This window comes from Trinickia soli (assembly GCF_002879855.1).
GTDB lineage: Bacteria > Pseudomonadota > Gammaproteobacteria > Burkholderiales > Burkholderiaceae > Trinickia > Trinickia soli.
In genome coordinates this window covers 80,953-97,103 of record NZ_PNYB01000004.1, presented here as the reverse complement: position 1 = coordinate 97,103, position 16,151 = coordinate 80,953, and the positions used below count along the sequence as shown (strand labels likewise).

Annotated in this window: 15 protein-coding genes; 10 read left to right on the top strand and 5 right to left on the bottom strand. The window is 66.3% G+C overall.

The features are described from left to right. Positions 1–20 precede the first annotated feature (20 nt). Both C0Z19_RS06300 and C0Z19_RS06295 read left to right on the top strand, forming a co-directional pair. Positions 21–1,229 (top strand): 5-(carboxyamino)imidazole ribonucleotide synthase, encoded by a 1,209-nt coding sequence (locus tag C0Z19_RS06300; RefSeq protein WP_102608946.1) that lies wholly within the window; start codon positions 21–23, stop codon positions 1,227–1,229. A gap of 34 nt (positions 1,230–1,263) precedes the next feature. Further along, positions 1,264–2,304 (top strand): L-threonylcarbamoyladenylate synthase, encoded by a 1,041-nt coding sequence (locus tag C0Z19_RS06295; protein ID WP_102608945.1) that lies wholly within the window; start codon positions 1,264–1,266, stop codon positions 2,302–2,304. A 76-nt stretch (positions 2,305–2,380) separates the two neighbouring features. On the opposite strand, the gene C0Z19_RS06290 is transcribed toward C0Z19_RS06295, so the two are convergent. From C0Z19_RS06290 to dacB, 3 genes are all read right to left on the bottom strand, one after another. Further along, positions 2,381–3,532: an SGNH/GDSL hydrolase family protein gene (locus tag C0Z19_RS06290; RefSeq protein WP_233196025.1), complete on the bottom strand. Its 1,152-nt coding sequence runs from the start codon at positions 3,530–3,532 to the stop codon at positions 2,381–2,383. A gap of 5 nt (positions 3,533–3,537) precedes the next feature. Then, positions 3,538–4,443: a sterol desaturase family protein gene (locus tag C0Z19_RS06285; protein ID WP_102608943.1), complete on the bottom strand. Its 906-nt coding sequence runs from the start codon at positions 4,441–4,443 to the stop codon at positions 3,538–3,540. Between the two features lie 257 nt (positions 4,444–4,700). After that, the gene (dacB, locus tag C0Z19_RS06280) at positions 4,701–6,344 is read right to left on the bottom strand and encodes a D-alanyl-D-alanine carboxypeptidase/D-alanyl-D-alanine endopeptidase (RefSeq protein ID WP_102608942.1); all 1,644 of its coding nucleotides are present in this window, start codon (positions 6,342–6,344) and stop codon (positions 4,701–4,703) included. Between the two features lie 172 nt (positions 6,345–6,516). Here dacB and C0Z19_RS06275 point away from each other — a divergent pair, with 172 nt between their 5' ends. The 6 genes from C0Z19_RS06275 to C0Z19_RS06250 all read left to right on the top strand — a co-directional run bounded on the left by C0Z19_RS06275 (position 6,517) and on the right by C0Z19_RS06250 (position 12,075). Beyond that, positions 6,517–7,176 (top strand): response regulator, encoded by a 660-nt coding sequence (locus C0Z19_RS06275; protein WP_102608941.1) that lies wholly within the window; start codon positions 6,517–6,519, stop codon positions 7,174–7,176. 51 nt (positions 7,177–7,227) lie between these two features. Then, positions 7,228–8,529 (top strand): ATP-binding protein, encoded by a 1,302-nt coding sequence (locus C0Z19_RS06270; protein ID WP_102608940.1) that lies wholly within the window; start codon positions 7,228–7,230, stop codon positions 8,527–8,529. A 93-nt stretch (positions 8,530–8,622) separates the two neighbouring features. After that, positions 8,623–10,119: a DegQ family serine endoprotease gene (locus tag C0Z19_RS06265; protein WP_102608939.1), complete on the top strand. Its 1,497-nt coding sequence runs from the start codon at positions 8,623–8,625 to the stop codon at positions 10,117–10,119. 169 nt (positions 10,120–10,288) lie between these two features. Next, the gene (locus C0Z19_RS06260; RefSeq protein ID WP_102608938.1) at positions 10,289–10,780 is read left to right on the top strand and encodes a carboxypeptidase regulatory-like domain-containing protein; all 492 of its coding nucleotides are present in this window, start codon (positions 10,289–10,291) and stop codon (positions 10,778–10,780) included. A gap of 121 nt (positions 10,781–10,901) precedes the next feature. After that, positions 10,902–11,267, top strand: a complete 366-nt coding sequence (locus tag C0Z19_RS06255; RefSeq protein ID WP_102608937.1) for a DUF427 domain-containing protein — start codon at positions 10,902–10,904, stop codon at positions 11,265–11,267. A 28-nt stretch (positions 11,268–11,295) separates the two neighbouring features. Continuing rightward, positions 11,296–12,075: an SRPBCC family protein gene (locus C0Z19_RS06250; protein WP_102608936.1), complete on the top strand. Its 780-nt coding sequence runs from the start codon at positions 11,296–11,298 to the stop codon at positions 12,073–12,075. Positions 12,076–12,188: 113 nt separating this feature from the next. Here the strand turns inward: C0Z19_RS06250 and C0Z19_RS06245 are convergent, their stop codons facing one another. Further along, positions 12,189–13,169 (bottom strand): GlxA family transcriptional regulator, encoded by a 981-nt coding sequence (locus tag C0Z19_RS06245; protein ID WP_102609128.1) that lies wholly within the window; start codon positions 13,167–13,169, stop codon positions 12,189–12,191. Between the two features lie 237 nt (positions 13,170–13,406). Between C0Z19_RS06245 and C0Z19_RS06240 the strand changes: the two genes are divergently transcribed. After that, positions 13,407–14,045 (top strand): cysteine hydrolase family protein, encoded by a 639-nt coding sequence (locus C0Z19_RS06240; protein WP_102608935.1) that lies wholly within the window; start codon positions 13,407–13,409, stop codon positions 14,043–14,045. 144 nt (positions 14,046–14,189) lie between these two features. Next, positions 14,190–15,203 carry a hypothetical protein gene (locus C0Z19_RS06235; RefSeq protein ID WP_102608934.1) on the top strand — a complete coding sequence of 338 codons (1,014 nt, stop codon included), beginning with the start codon at positions 14,190–14,192 and terminating at the stop codon, positions 15,201–15,203. On the opposite strand, the gene C0Z19_RS06230 is transcribed toward C0Z19_RS06235, so the two are convergent. Next, positions 15,200–15,868, bottom strand: coding sequence for a TetR family transcriptional regulator (locus C0Z19_RS06230; RefSeq protein ID WP_102608933.1), 669 nt, complete (start codon positions 15,866–15,868; stop codon positions 15,200–15,202). The two genes, C0Z19_RS06235 and C0Z19_RS06230, sit on opposite strands and share 4 nt — an antisense overlap. Positions 15,869–16,151 lie beyond the last annotated feature (283 nt).

Sequence of the window (16,151 nt, the reverse complement as noted above, 5' to 3'; positions counted from 1 at the left end):
GGGCGTGACCGACCACTACGATGATGCAAGAGAACACCCCCGTTTCACCGATCATGCCCGGCGCCTGGCTCGGGATGGTTGGCGGCGGCCAGCTCGGCCGCATGTTCTGTTTCGCGGCGCAGGCGATGGGCTACCGCGTAGCCGTGCTCGATCCCGACGAAGCCAGCCCCGCGGGCAGCGTCGCCGATCGGCATCTGCGCGCGTCCTACACCGACGAGGCTGCGCTGACCGAGCTCGCACGGTTGTGCGCGGCCGTATCGACGGAATTCGAGAACGTCCCCGCAGCGAGCCTCGACTTTTTGGCGCGCTCGACGTTCGTGAGCCCCGCTGGACGCTGTGTCGCGATCGCGCAGGACCGCATCGCCGAAAAGCGCTTTATCGCCGAGGCCGGTGCGCCCGTGGCGCCCCATGTCGTGATCGAGTCGTCCGACGCGTTGGCGGCCATCGACGATGCGGCGCTCGGGGCCGTGCTGCCCGGCATCTTGAAGACCGCGCGGCTCGGCTACGACGGCAAAGGGCAGGTGCGCGTCGCGAGCCCCGATGAGGTGCGCGACGCCTACAGCGCGCTCGGTGGCGTGCCGTGCGTGCTCGAAAAGCGGCTCGCACTGAAGTACGAGGTGTCCGCGCTGATCGCGCGCGGCACCAGCGGCGCGACGGCCGTTTATCCGCTAGCGCAGAACCTTCACCGCGGCGGCGTGCTGGCGCTCACGGTCGTGCCCGCGCCCGACGCATCGCCGGCCATCGTCGACCAGGCCCAACGGGCGGCGGTCAGCATCGCCGAGAAGCTCGACTATGTCGGCGTGCTCTGCGTCGAGTTTTTCGTACTCGAAGATGGTTCGCTCGTCGCCAACGAAATGGCGCCGCGGCCGCACAATTCGGGGCATTACACGGTCGATGCCTGCGCGGCGAGCCAGTTCGAACAGCAGGTGCGCGCGATGACGGGCATGCCGCTTGGCGACACGCGCCAACACTCGCCAGCCGTCATGCTCAATATCCTCGGCGATGTCTGGTTCCCCGTCAGCCCGAACGGCGCGCTCGCCACGACGCCCGTCACGCCGCCCTGGCACGAGGTGGCTGCGATGCCGGCCGCGCGCCTGCACCTGTACGGCAAGGAAGATGCGCGCGCCGGGCGTAAGATGGGCCACGTGAATTTCACCGCTGCCACGCTCGACGAAGCGCGGACGGCCGCGCGCGATTGCGCGCGCCTGCTGCACATTGCGCTCGCCTGAGCGGCCGGCGTTACCTGGCCAAGGTTCTGCGACGATGTCCGACCGTTCGACTTTCCCCGCCGCGCCCGCGGTTTCCGATGCGCAAATCGGCGCAGCCGCGGCGCTGCTCGACGCGGGCGAGATCGTCGCGTTTCCGACCGAAACCGTCTATGGGCTCGGCGGCGACGCCGAGAACCCGGCCGCGGTCGCTCGCATTTACGCGGCGAAGGGGCGGCCGGCCAATCACCCTGTCATCGTCCATCTGGCTCCGCACGGCGATCCGCAGTATTGGGTCGCGCATTTGCCCATCGAAGCGCAAAAGCTCATCGATGCGTTTTGGCCGGGGCCGCTCACGCTGATTCTCGAGCGCGCGGCACGCATTCCCGACGCCGTCAGCGGCGGCCAGACCTCCGTGGGTTTGCGCTGCCCGTCGCATCCGGTTGCACAACGGTTGCTCGAAGCATTCAGTCGCTGTCGTGGCGGGCACGGCGGTGTCGCGGCGCCTTCTGCGAATCGGTTCGGGCACGTCAGCCCGACCACGGCGCAGCATGTACGGGACGAATTCGGCGAGGCGATTCACGTGCTGGACGGCGGTGCCTGCGAGGTCGGGATCGAATCGACGATCCTCGATCTTTCTCGCGGTTTTCCGGCGCTGTTACGCCCGGGGCGGGTGACGCCGGTTGAGATCGCGGATGTGCTCGGTGTTGCGCCGCGTCTGCCGGACGGCAGCGATGCCACCGCACCGCGTGCATCGGGCACGCTCAAGGCGCACTACGCGCCGCGTACGCCGCTGGCGCTGTTGCCGTTCGCGGCGCTCGAGCCGATGCTGGCCGAGGCGGCTTCGGCGGGTGCGCGCGTCGCGTTGGTTGCGCGCGTGTCGCGCGCCGGCGCTTGGGCCGACGCATCCAACGTGCATTTCACTGCCGCGCCCGAAGATCCGCATCTCTACGCGCGAGAGCTCTACGGTCTCCTGCGCGCGCTCGATCGGGCCGACGTGGCTCGCATCTTCGTCGAAAAATTGCCCGACACGGCCGAATGGAGCGCGGTCAACGACCGGCTGGGCCGGGCGGCAGCTGCGTTCGAGGCCAGCGCTTAGCGCCCGACACCTGAGGGTGCATCGCAGCGTTGCATGACGGCGCTTGCGGCGCGCCACGCAACGCGCGTGCGGGAGATTACTTCCCGATGCCGGCTGCAGCGATCTGCTTCTCGACCTGCTGCGCGAACAGGGCGTGCAGTTTCGTGGTCGGGTGAACGCCATCGGCGAACATGTAGGTCTGATCGGCGCCTGCCGTCGTGTACATCTGCGGCGAGCAGAACAACGACGACGCCAGCGATTGGCCGAACTGCGCGGGCGTCGCCCCGTTCAAGATCGACGGATTGGCTTGGCCGTACGCGGTGGCGGACGCTTGCATCTGCTGCAGGTTACAAGCCGTCGCCGTATTCGTGACGGCGAAGCCTGCCGTCGCGGCGTTGGTGCCGACGAGCAGGTTGTCGATGAACGAGTAAGCGTCGACGAGGATCACCTTGTTCGTGAGCCCTGCCTGCTGCAGCGCGCCCGTCAGCGTCAGGTTGAACGCCTGGCTCAGTTGTGTCAGCAGTGCGCCGCCATCGGCCGACGCCAGACCCTGCGGCGTCTTGCCGATATCGGGCACGTTCACCAGCACGATCTTGGTCGCACCGTTCTGCAACAGCGTGCCGACGGCGCCGACGAGCGTGATTGCCGCGTTCTGGATGGCGGCCACCTGTTGGCCGACGACCGTCGCATTGCCGCCCGATGCCGCGATCGTGGCGGCTGCGATGAAGATATCGTTCGGACCGCCTTGGATCAGCACGAGGTTATTCGAGTTGAAGCTCTTGTATTCGGCGAGATAATTCGCGATCTGCGTCGTGATCGGCGTTGCGCTCAGCGTCGGAGCGCCCACGCCGGGAGTCAACGCCACGCGCGCGCCGCCTTCCGCAAAGCCGAGGCCGCCGGCGTCGGTTTCAGCCGTCAGGCTGAAGCCGCCGTTGCGCGCGGGCGTCAACGTGTCGCCGTAATAGGCTGCGACGTCCTGCGTCCAGACGGCGCTGCCATTGCCGTTGGTCGTGAACTGGCCGCCGCCGAAGTTCGCGCGGGCGTACCACGCGTAGGTGCCGGCGTCCGACAGACTGTCGCCGAACGAGACCGTCTTCAGCGACACGCCGCCCGTCGGGGTCGAGCTGCTCGGCGTCGAACTGCCGCCCCCGCCGCCGCACGCTGCGAGCAGCGCAAGCGCCGCGCATGCGATCGACCCGCGCGCCACGCGCAACCAGGCTGGGTTCGCTGTTTTCTTATCGTGTTCCATCGACTTCATCTCCTCGTGTATGCGGCATGGCCGTGATGTGATGTGTATTGCGCTGCGCGTGCCGCGTGATACGCCGTCGCCCATTCGGGCGGTCCGAAAATCGCGCGCAGTTTAGCGACAACTCCCGGGGCGTGCATCGCGTCGGCGAGCATCGAACGCCATTCGTGAAAAGTTGCCGTCACAGGGTTGTAGGTATGAAGCGGCTCGACGATGCCGTACTGCGGTGCATCGTTCGCGTCCTCGGCCACATAAGTGCCGAACATGCGATCCCAGATCACGAGCACGCCCGCGAAGTTGCAATCGATATAGCGGGGGTTGCGCGCGTGATGGCAGCGGTGAATCGACGGCGTGTTGAAGACGTATTCGAGCCAGCCGAGACGCCCGATCGCCTGCGTGTGGACGAAAAACTGAAACGCCAGATTGATGAGGACGATCGCGATGATCTGCGTGGGCGGGAAGCCGAGCAGCGCGAGCGGCGTCCAGAACGCCCACATGCCGGCGATCGGGTACATCAGGCTTTGACGGAACGCCGTCGACAGGTTGAGCCGCTCGGAAGAATGGTGCACGACGTGGGCCGCCCAGAACCAGCGGATGCGGTGGCTGCAGCGGTGAAACACGTAGTAGAGCAGGTCTTGCGCCAGAAACAAGACGACGAACGACAACCATCCGGCATGCCAGGTCACGAGCCGAAAATGCGCGTAGACGTAGGCGTACACGGGCACGACCGCGAGCCAGGCGAGCTTGTCGGCGCCTTGATGCATCAGCGCGAGCGCCGCGTTGCACAGGGTGTCGGGCCAGCTATAGAGACGATCGGCCTTGCGCGTGCGTGCGAAGTGCCATGCCTCCCAACCGATGCATGCGAGAAAGAGCGGCGCCATGGCGAGCAGAAGCAATTCGGCGTCGAATTGCATGACGTCTTCCTCCTTCGTGTCTCGTAGTTATGGGTGCTCGGGATCCTCGCGGCAGGCCCGGTGACCGCGCCGCGCGCGGCGAACGGGGGCGGGCGGTGAACGGGGCGGGGGAAAGTGGGACCAAGCGCCTCCATCCGTTCACGTGCCGGTCGTTGCCCGACAGCGTACACGCTCGCGCCACGGCCGGCGTCATTTGATCGTAGAAGAAATCTTCGGTGGCGGGCCGCCCCGTAAGGCAGGCGCCCGATGCGCGGCCGCTAGCGCAATCCCCGATAGACCCACTCGAGCAATGCGTCGTGTGCGGCGCGCGCGGCCGCGGCGTGCCGGTCGTTGATGAAGCTGACGACGACGTAGCTCTGGCCGTTGTCCGCGGCGACGTACCCCGCGATCGCGCGGACATCGTTCAGCGTCCCGGTCTTGATATGCGCGTTGCCGAACACGGGTTCGGACCTCAGCCGATTGCGCATCGTACCGTCCACGCCGGCGACGGGCAGCGAGGCGACGAACGCCTGGGCGACGGGGCTCGCGTTCGCGTGTTGCAGCAGATCGGCCAGCGATTTCGCGCTGATGTGCTCTTCGCGCGACAGGCCCGAGCCGTTCTCGAGCGCGAGTTCGGGCATATCGAGCGCCTGCGTGTGCAGGAAGCGTTCGATGACGGCGCGTGACTTGGCCGGTGTGGCCGGCGGCTTGTTGACGACGGCTCCGATCGTCAGGAACAGATTGCGCGCCATCACGTTGTTGCTGAACTTGTTGATGTCGCGAACGATGTCGGTCAGCACGGGGCCGCGATGGACGGCGAGAAGGCGTGCGCCGACCGGCACGGGGCCTTCGTGGGTGGTGCCGTTGAAGGTGCCCCCCGCCGAGCGCCACAATGCGAGAAAGCCGCCCGCGAAGAATGCCGTGTGATCGAGCACGGCGAGGTTGATCGTGCGCGGCCCGCAGCGTAGCGGGTAATCTCCTGAAAACAGTGCGTCCACGGTGCCGTTCCGATGGGGCGTGACGCTCGGCGTCAGTGCCGCATCGACGCCCACGCAGGGTCCGGCGCTGGCACGCAGGGAATTGTCGATCTGCAGTTGCGCGAGGGCCGGGATGACGTCGATCGCGACATTGCCGTCCGGCGAGGGCGTGAGCGTGAACGACAGCGATTTGAACGCGTAGAGCAGCGGATCGGGGCCGACGTTGTACGGCGCTTCGGCGTCGTCGTCGAACGGCGGCAAATCGCGCGTCGACGGATCGAAAAAGCGCTTGTCGAGCACGAGTTCCCCATCGATCGCCGTGATGCCCGCGCGCCGGATTTTATCGACGAGATCGATGAGTTCCTCGGGCACGAGCTTCGGATCGCCGGTTCCCTGGATGTAGAGGTTCCCGTGCAGCGTACCGTCCGGATCCAGGTTGCCGTCGGCATAGGCGCTCGTGCGCCAACGGTAGTCGGGCCCGAGCACGGACAGGCCGGCGTAGGTCGTGACGAGCTTCATCGTGGACGCCGGCAGCATTGGCGTTTGCGCGTTGAGCGCGACGAGCGGCGTAGGATCGCCGATGCGCTCGACCACGACGCTGATCGACGACAGCGGCACGTCGGCGCGCTTGAGCGCCCTCGTGACCGAAGCAGGCAACTGCAGTGCGACGGGCGTGTGCGCATGGCGGCGCAGCTTGCGGGCGTCGGCGGGCGCGGCGAAGGCCAGCGCGGCCGCCGCGACGAGCACGCATGCCGCCTGCCACCGGGCGCGGCCGCCGCGCGCAGGCGGACGGCGCCAGCCCGATCGGGCAGACGCAGTGGACGGGTTGGACGAGGCGGACGGGCCGGACCGGTCCGAGCCGGAGCGATGACCGAACAAGCGAAACGAGGAAAGAGCAAATACGGTGCGGCGGCGAGGGGACGTGGAAGGCGATACGATCGTCATGAAGAATTGCGCAGAAAGCCGATGGCGGAAGGCGGTGCGTGCGGAGCGCGACGCGACGAGCGCACATTGTAGGACGAGCGTGGCGGGAACTGCGCGCGAACATTCGCGATCGGACCCGCTAGAATGCGCGTGTGACCGAAAACGAAGCCGTGCTGGAAATGAGCGTGAGGCGATGCGAATACTGCTAGTCGAAGATGATCGGATGATCGCGGAAGGCGTGCGCAAAGCGTTGCGCGGCGAAGGTTTCGCGGTCGATTGGGTGCAGGACGGCGAGGCCGCGCTGACGGCGCTCGGCGCCGAGACCTACGATCTGATGCTGCTCGATCTCGGGTTGCCCAGGCGCGACGGACTCGACGTGTTGCGGACATTGCGGGCGCGCGGCAATGCGCTGCCGGTGCTGATCGTGACGGCGCGCGACGCCGTGGCGGATCGGGTCAAGGGGCTCGACGCCGGCGCCGACGACTACCTCGTCAAGCCGTTCGACCTCGACGAGCTCGGCGCGCGTATGCGCGCGTTGATTCGGCGCCAGGCCGGCCGCTGCGAGTCGGTGATACGGCATGGCCCGCTCACGCTCGATCCGGCCGCGCATCAGGTGACGCTCGAAGGCGCACCCGTTGCGCTCTCGGCCCGCGAATTCGCGCTGCTCGAAGCGCTGCTCGCGCGCCCGGGCGCCGTGTTGTCGAAGAGCCAGCTCGAGGAGAAGATGTACGGCTGGGGCGAGGAGATCGGCAGCAACACGGTCGAAGTCTATATCCACGCGCTGCGTAAGAAGCTCGGCGCCGATCTGATTCGCAATGTGCGCGGCCTCGGCTACATGATCGCGAAGGAATAACGCGCATATCGCTGCACGAACAGCTCCAGAAGGAAAGGGATCGAAGCATCGATGCAATCCATTCGTCGTCAATTGCTGTTCTGGCTGCTCGGAATCGTTGTCGCGGGCGTGGGCCTCGCGGGGTGGCTGATATACCGGCAGGCGCTCGCCGAAGCCAACGAGCTGTTCGACTACCAACTGCAGGAAATCGCCGCGGCGCTGCCGTCCGAGCCGTTCTCGCAGATACTCGGCGCGCACAACGATGCGGACGAGGGCATCGTCATTCAGATATGGAGCCGCACGGGCTCGTTGATGTACTACTCGCATCCGCGGGCGCCGCTCGCGCCGCGTGCCGAGCTCGGCTTTTCAACCGAGCGGACCGATCGCGGCGATTGGCGCGTGTACGGGGCCATCGTCGGCGACAACGTCGTGCAGCTCGCCCAGCCGTTGTCCGTGCGCAACCGGCTGGCCGCGAATGTCGCACTGCGAACCTTGTGGCCGCTTATCGTGTTGCTGCCGTTTCTGGGCGTGGCCGTGTGGGGCATCGTCGGACGCGGGCTCGCGCCGCTGGCCCGCGTGACGCGCGCGCTCGATGCGCGCCGCCCCGATGCGCTCGATCCGCTGCCCGATGCGCGGCTGCCGCTGGAAGTGCGGCCGCTGGTGCGGGCGCTCAACGGGTTGCTCGCGCGCTTGTCGGCGGCGCTCGACACGCAGCGTGCGTTTGTCGCCGACGCCGCTCACGAGCTGCGCACGCCGCTCGCGGCCGTGCAGATTCAGTCGCAGCTCGTTGCCCGGGCGCAGGACGCCGATGCGCGCCGCGAGGCGCTGGCGGACCTGCAGGCAGGGATCACGCGCGCGACGCGGCTCGCCGAGCAACTGCTCGCGTTGGCGCGGGCCGAGCCCGATGCGAACGCCGCCAAAGAGGAGGTCGACCTGCGTGCGCTGCTGGCCGATTGCGTCGCCGCCCATGCGCCGCTCGCCGAGCGCGGCGGCATCGATCTCGGTTTCGAGCACGCGCAGCCGGCCACCGTGACGGCCGACGCCGACTCGCTGCGCGTCATGTTCGGCAATCTGCTCGACAACGCCATCAAGTACACGCCGGCCGGAGGCCGTGTCGATGTAACGCTCTCGGCCGGGCCCGACGGGCGCGGGGCATGCGTGCAGATCGCCGACAGCGGCCCCGGCATTCCGGCCGAGGAACGTGCCCGCGTGTTCGACCGCTTCTACCGCGACGCTCAGGCGCGCGTGCGCACCGACGTCTCCGGTAGCGGCCTCGGGCTGGCCATCGTCAAGCGCGTTGCGGCGCAGCATGGGGCGGAGGTCGAACTCGGCGACGCGCCGCTCGGCGGCCTGCTCGTCACCGTGAGACTTTGAGGGCTGACGCCTGCTTCGGACCGTTTCACCGTTAAGTCTCCTTTAAGTCAGCCCTTTTACTCTGCCTCACACCATGCAAGGAGGCCTTTTCCTATGAACGCAAGAACGCTGTCTCGTGGCGCCGTGGCGGTTGCCGTCGCCGCTGCGCTTTCGGCTGGCTACGTCGCCGGTACGCGTCACGCCGATCCTCAGATCATTACGGCCGCCCAGGCCGCCGCGCTGATGCCGGCGGAGGCGGCGGCGAAGACGGGGATCCCCGACTTCTCCGGGCTCGTGGAAACCTACGGGCCGGCCGTGGTCAATATCAGCGCGAAGCATGTCGTGAAGCAGACGACGCACCGGTCGATGCAGCAATTGCCCGTCGATCCGAACGATCCGTTCTATCAGTTCTTCAAACGCTTTTACGGCCAATTCCCCGGCTTCAACGGCGGAGGCGGCGACGAGGGCGGCGGGCAGGACGACACGCCCAGCGCGAGTCTCGGCTCCGGCTTCATCATCAGCAACGACGGCTATATTCTGACCAATGCGCACGTCGTCGACGGCGCCAACGTGGTAACGGTCAAGCTCACCGACAAGCGCGAATTCCGCGCGAAGGTGGTCGGCGCCGACAAGCAGTCGGACGTGGCGGTGCTCAAGATCAGCGCGTCGAACCTGCCGACCGTCAAGATCGGGGACCCGAGCCAGAGCAAGGTCGGCCAATGGGTCGTTGCGATCGGTTCGCCGTACGGGTTCGACAACACCGTCACCTCGGGCATCATCAGCGCGAAGGCGCGTTCGCTGCCGAACGAGAACTACACGCCGTTCATCCAGACTGACGTGCCGGTCAACCCCGGCAATTCGGGCGGCCCGCTGTTCAACCTGCAGGGGCAGGTGATCGGCATCAACTCGATGATCTATTCGCAGACGGGCGGCTTCCAGGGGCTTTCGTTCGCGATCCCGATCGACGAAGCGATGCGCGTGAAGGATGAACTCGTGAAGACGGGCCATGTGAGCCGCGGCCGGCTGGGCGTTGCGGTGCAAGGCGTGAATCAGACATTGGCCGATTCGTTCGGTCTGCAAAAGCCCGTCGGCGCGCTGGTCAGCTCCGTCGATCCGGGCGGCCCGGCCGCGAAGGCGGGCTTGCAGGCGGGCGACGTCATTCTGGCCGTCAACGGCACGGCTGTGAACGACTCGACCGATCTGCCGTCGCAAATCGCCAGCATGAAGCCGGGCACGAAGGCGACGCTCGACGTCTGGCGCGACAAGAGCAAGAAGCAGATCACCGTGACGCTCGCTTCGCTCGGCGATACGAAGGTGGCCGATAGTGGCGCCAAAGCGACCGAACAAGGGCGCCTGGGCGTGGCGGTCCGGCCGCTCACGCCGCAAGAGCGCAACGGCACGTCGCTCACGCACGGGCTGCTCGTGCAGCAATCGAGCGGCCCGGCCGCCAGCGCGGGCATCCAGCCCGGCGACGTCATTCTTGCCGTCAACGGCCGGCCCGTGACGTCCGTCGACCAACTGCGGCAAGTGATTTCGAAGGCCGGCAACAGCGTCGCGCTGTTGATCCAACGCGACAACGCGCAAATCTTCGTCCCTGTCGATCTCGGCTGACGATTTGTGGGTTGTGACGCCGGCGTGCGTCGGCTTGGCGCCCGCCCGCCCCGTTCGGGCGGGCGCCAAGCGGGAACGGCAATTGCTTGTCTGTTCCCTGTGAGCGCCGCGGTTGTCGAACCGTATGCATGGGTCAGGCAACGGGCGCGCAACTTGAAGGAGCGAAGCTATGAACACGCGAACCAGCAAGAAAACCGTGCTCGCCGCAGCGTTGGCGGCGATGTCGCTCGGCTTGACGGCCGGTGCATTCGCGCAGGCCTCGGACACCGTCGGCGGGACGACGACCGATATGACGAGTGCGGGAAACCAGAACGGCGGCGGCATGCCGCAAATTCAACACCAAGGCGACATTGCCTATGTGTCGGGTGGCGTCGGCAGCGACGAATCGACCGCGCTCAAACAGGCCGAACATCAATGGCCGCTCGCCATGCGCTTTACGGGCCCCGGCGCGGACTACCTCGCGGACGTCCACGTGCGCATCGTCGGCCCGCATGACGCGGACGTCCTCAAGGCCGATGCGCTCGGTCCGTACATGCTCGTCAAGCTGCCACCGGGCCGGTACACCGTCCATGCGCAGTACAAGGACCAGGCGCAGACGCGCCAGGTGCAGGTCACGAAATCGCCGGGCGCGCGCGCGGATTTTCACTGGAACACGGAGTAACGAGACGGGGCCGCGCACACGGCCCCGGTTTCGTTGATAATGCAGCCACGGGCGCCCGCTCGTGGCTTTTTTTGTGCGTTGCACACGGGCACCCGGCATGCGCCTTGCGAAAGGAACTGCCATGACCAATGCCGATGTGGCACATCGAATCGAGATCGAGCCGAACCGTCATCGCCTGCGGGTTATCCACTGCGGCATCACGATTGCCGATACGAGCCGTGGCCTGACGTTGCGGGAATCGGGTTTGCCCGACGTCTTTTACTTCCCGCGCGAAGACGTCAATATGTCGCGCCTGCAGCGGTCGGAAAGCGCCTCGCACTGTCCGTATAAGGGCGATGCGTGCTACTTCCACTTGCTGACCGAAGAGGATGGTCCCGTGGTAGACGCCGCCTGGAGCTACGAAGCTCCGTTGCCGGGCGCGGAAGCGATCAAGGGTTGCCTCGCGTTTTATTCGTCGCGCGTCGATCGGATCGACCAGACGTCTTAGTCGACGTGAGGGGCACGGAGGAGCCGCCATGGAATTGACCGATGCGCTGCGTATCCCGCTCGCCCCGTCAGCGGTCCGGGAGGCTTTGCAAGACATCGCGCTGTTGCGCGCGAGCCTCGAAAACTGCGAGGCGTTCACGCGGCTGCCGAGCGGCGAGTATGCGCTGACGCTGACGGTGCCGCTCGGGCCGCTTCGCGCCCACTACGAAGTGCGCGCACATCTGGCGAGCGTCGATACGCACCCGGCCCCGGCCGCCGTCGCGGGGCAGGAGGGTGCCGAATCGTTGCATCGCACGTTGAACTTCAAGGCGTGCGCAACGGGCGTCGGTTCGCTGCGCGGCCAGATCGATATCGTCCTGCGCGAGGACGGCACAGCGGGCGAAGAGCGCAGCGAAGCGAGCGGCACGCGCATCGATTATTCCGTGTGGGCGACGCTGACCGGCCCGCTTGCCGGCTTGCCGCCACGCCAGATCGAAAACGCACTGCACGATCTCGCCGACGATTTCTTTGCCGAGTTTTGTGCGGTCGTGGAGGCCAAGCACGGCAAGCGCGCGAATCGGACGGCGAGCGGCGCGCGTCGCCAACACGTGTTTCTGCGGCCGATCAATGTCGCCGGCCTTGGGCGCAAGTCGTGGGACCATCACGCGACGACTTCGATCGGCGGTCGAGCGGCCGGCACGCTGGCATCGCCGCGCCACGCGCATGGACTCGAGCGTGCATCGGCTCCGCAGGTTATGCCCGCTTGGGCCTGGGTCGCCGCTATCGTGCTCGTCGCCGCGCTGCTCTATGCGTCGCATTGGCTTGCCTGAGCCGGACGCAGCATCGTGAAGGCGCGCCTAAAGTGTGCGCAAACTGATCGCGGCGGTGGGGCGGCATGGCTCGCCGATGCGCCACCATCGGGATCGTCATCTTCGGCATCTCGTCACGCCGCCCGAAATTCCCTTCGATAACTCGACGGCGACGTCTTGAATGCGTCGGCGAAATGCTGACGCAGCGAGACGGCCGAGCCGAAACCCGCCGCTGCCGCGATGCTGTCGACGCTTTCGCCGGTCGTTTCGAGCAACTGCTGCGCGTGCGATAGACGCGCCCCGAGGAGCCAAGCCCCGACTGTCGTGCCCGTCGCCTGCTTGAAGCGTCGCGTGAACGTGCGCCGGCTCATCAAAACGCGCTGCGCGAGCGAATCGAGCGAATGCGGTTCGCGCAGGTTCAGTTGCACCCATTCCAGCAAGGCCGATAGACGCTCGTCACGTGCGTTGACACTCACGGGTTGCTCGACGAATTGCGCTTGATTGCCCTGCCGATGCGGAGGCACGACGAGGCGCCGCGCGACATAGTTGGCCGCGCGCGCCCCGCAGCGACGGCGCAGCAGATGCAGGCAGCAATCGAGGCTGGCAGCCGTGCCGGCCGACGTGAGCACGTCGCCGTCGTCGACATAAAGCACCGCGGCGTCGACCCGAATGGCAGGGAAGCGGCGAGCGAAAGTCTGCGCCCAGGCCCAATGGGTCGTCGCCGGGCGACCATCGAGGATCCCCGCGGCAGCCAGCACGAATGCACCGAGGCACAGCCCGACCATCTGTGCGCCGCGCGCGTGAGCCGCGCGCAGCGCGCCCACGAGCGCGTCGCCGGGGGGCTGGAACGGGTCTCGCCAACTGGGCACGATCACGATATCGGCTGCTTCGATCGCTTCCAGTCCGTGCTGCGCCTCGATCGTGAATCCGGCCGTCGTACGCAATGTGCAGGGCTCCGCGGCGCACACGCGCAGGTCGAAACGCGGCACGCCGCCGACGCCGTAATCCTCGCCGAAGACGATGCAAGGGACGGACAAATGAAACGGGCTGATGCCGTCGAACGCGACGGCGGCGACGACAGGCGGGCGATCGGGTGAGCTTGCCACGGGCGTCAAGGCGACCTCCGAACTCAATCAGGACGAGAAGGGCTAAATGATGGGCGAAAGATGGGCGAAATGGCCAGGTTCGCGCATTGGCCCGATTGTATCGATATCTGGCTTCAGGGCCACTGTCGTGGCCCCCGCGATCCGGGAACAATGGCACTCATCCCGACGCCACGCGGATAAGCCGACAAGCGGCAGCGAGGCGGCGGCACCTCAACCTTGAAGCGAAGATCAAAAAGGAATCGAGCCATGACCACGTCCCCGCGCCGCGCACTGATCGTCATCGACGTGCAAAACGAATACGTCACCGGCGATCTGCCGATCGAATACCCGCCTGTGCAAGACTCGCTCGCCGCCGTCGGTCGCGCGATCGATGCGGCACGGGCGAATTCGGTGCCCGTGATCGTCGTTCAGCATGTGTCGCCGGCCACGTCGCCGCTGTTTGCGCGCGGGTCCGATGGCGCTGCACTGCATCCGGTCGTGGCAAGCCGTCCCTACGACCATCTCATCGAGAAGACTTTGCCGAGCGCGTTCGCCGGCACGGACCTCGCCGATTGGCTCGCCGCGCACCAGATCGATACGTTGTCCGTTACCGGGTACATGACGCAGAACTGCAACATCTCCACGGTGCTGCATGCGTCGCATGCCGGGCTGAAGGTCGAGTATCTGAACGACGCGACGGGCGCCGTGCCCTATGAAAACGACGCGGGTTATGCCAGTGCCGAAGAGATCTATCGCGCCTTTACGGTGGTGATGCAAGCGCGCTTTGCGGCGGTCGTCAGCACGGACGATTGGATCGCGGCGGTCAAGGCCGGCGAGCCGCTGGCGGGCGGATCGATTGCGGCGTCGAACAAGAAGGCGCGCTCGCGCCCGGCTGTTGCCGCCTGAGGTCGCATTCGAGGCCCGGATGTTCGCTGGCGGACGATAAAGCGACGGAGCGGTCAAGCGGCAGCTTCGATCTTTGACCGCGCCTTCCTATACTCCGAGACACCGAACCCGCATTTCGCGATGTCCGGTTACAGGGGGGGCCAAATGAGAAAGCGTCATCGCCTTGATTCCCGCGTTGTGCTTACAACCGTTATCGCCGGGCTGTCCGCCATGGCGAACTTCAACGTCGCGCGCGCCGACGACAGCGCGAGCGCCTTGCCGGTATCGTTCAAACCGGCGCAACGAACGATCAATGCGTACGCGGTATATGGCGACGGAAGCGCGAGCCGGGGCGGCGACATGCGTTGGCGTGCCTATGAGCTCGGGTTCGGCGACGTTCTGACGGACTATTTCTCTGCGTACGTGGTCTATCTGAACGAGGGGCACCCGACGGACCACCACCGCGATGGTTTCGCGGCGCTCGGCTCCTTTCGTTGGCCGCTTGGCGATCGCGTCGCGTTCGAGTTGTCCGCGGGACCCTACTTCGGCATGGACACGACGCATGTCGACGGCGCTCCCCGCAATGAAAAGCGATGGGGCCTGCGCGCCTCCGCGGCCGTGCGCTACTACCTCGTGCCGAACGGCTTCTTCGTGAAGCTGCAGTACAACCACGTCCAGATGATCCGCGGCTTCAATTCCGACGCCGTGCTGTTCGGCATCGGCTCGGACTTCGGCGGCGATCCGAGCCCGGCGGTGTCGGACGGCCGGACGCAGGTCAGCATCTGGGCCGGGACCTCGCAGACGAACCATCCCCAAGTGCCGATGGAAAAAGGCTACATGGTCGAAGTGAAGCGGCCGATCGACAACGCGTGGGCGTATTCGGCCAGCTTCGTCTACGAGGGTAACAACGGCGTGGCGGGAAGACGCGGCGGCGCCGCTCAACTCTGGTATGTCGCGCCGATCAAGGGCGGCTGGACATTATCGGCAGGCGCCGGCCCCTATGTCTCGTACGACCGGGACGAAGTGTCGGGCAAGACGCGGGTCAATGCATTGCTGAGCGCTCAGCTGACCTATCAGGTCACGAAGGATTGGGCCGCCGCGGTGCGCTTCAATCGGGTCGCGACGGGCAACGACAAAGACCAGGACATGTTCATGGTCGGCCTCGCCCGCAATTTCTAGCGCGGCCGCGGTTCGCTGCTCACGCCTGCGGGCGCTTTGCGCAACGCCGGGCTTGCACGAAGGGCATCGATGCAGGCGTCGATGATTGCGTCGGTGTGCGAAGCGAATCCGACCGGTGCCGGCAGCAGCAAGGTATCGCGCAGACACCCGCCGACGACGGCGTGCAAATAAAGCGCGCTGCGATGCGTATCGAGATCGGCCGGCAACTGCGCCTTCTCGACCGCGAGCATCAGATCCTGCTCGATCTTGCCGACCCCTTCGCGCATGCTCGTCTGATGCCGCTCTTTCACAGGCCCCATCTCTTCGACGAACTCGCATTTGAGAAACAGGATGTCGAATACGCGTCGCCGTCGCGCGTCGTTCGATGCGGCATGCAAGCACCATTTCAACACTGCGGTGAGGCGCGCGAGCGGATCGTCGTCGTTGACGTCGGCTGGCCGGGCGCCTAGCTCGTCCAGCGGCAGCAGCACGCGATCGAACATCGCCGTGAACACATCCCCCTTGTTCGCGAAGTGCCAATAGATTGCGCCACGCGTCACCCCCGCCTGCGCGGCGATGTCCGCCAGCGACGTGCGCGATACGCCCTTGTCGTAAAAAGCCTGCTCGGCCGCATCGAGAATGCGGTCGCGCGTCTGCAGGGCTTCTTCCTTCGTTCGTCTGACCATTTGGCGAGGCCCGCGGGCGGGCGTTGAAGCGGGTCTCCGGCCGCTACCGGTGCCGCCGCCGCGGCTTTGCCTGAAACACAGCAAGGGCGGAGCGGGCCTGGAATCTTGTGTAACAGACGCTATTTTACATACAGTCAAGTATGTATATACAATACGCGGCAGCGTTTGAAGCGCCGCAAATCAAATCGCGGGTAATATCGTCAGTCGTTTGCGTGCGAGCGGGCCGTTCATGCCGTTGCGCCCACAACCAGCGGGCGCTTGCGCGGCGCCCGCCACGCGGCTG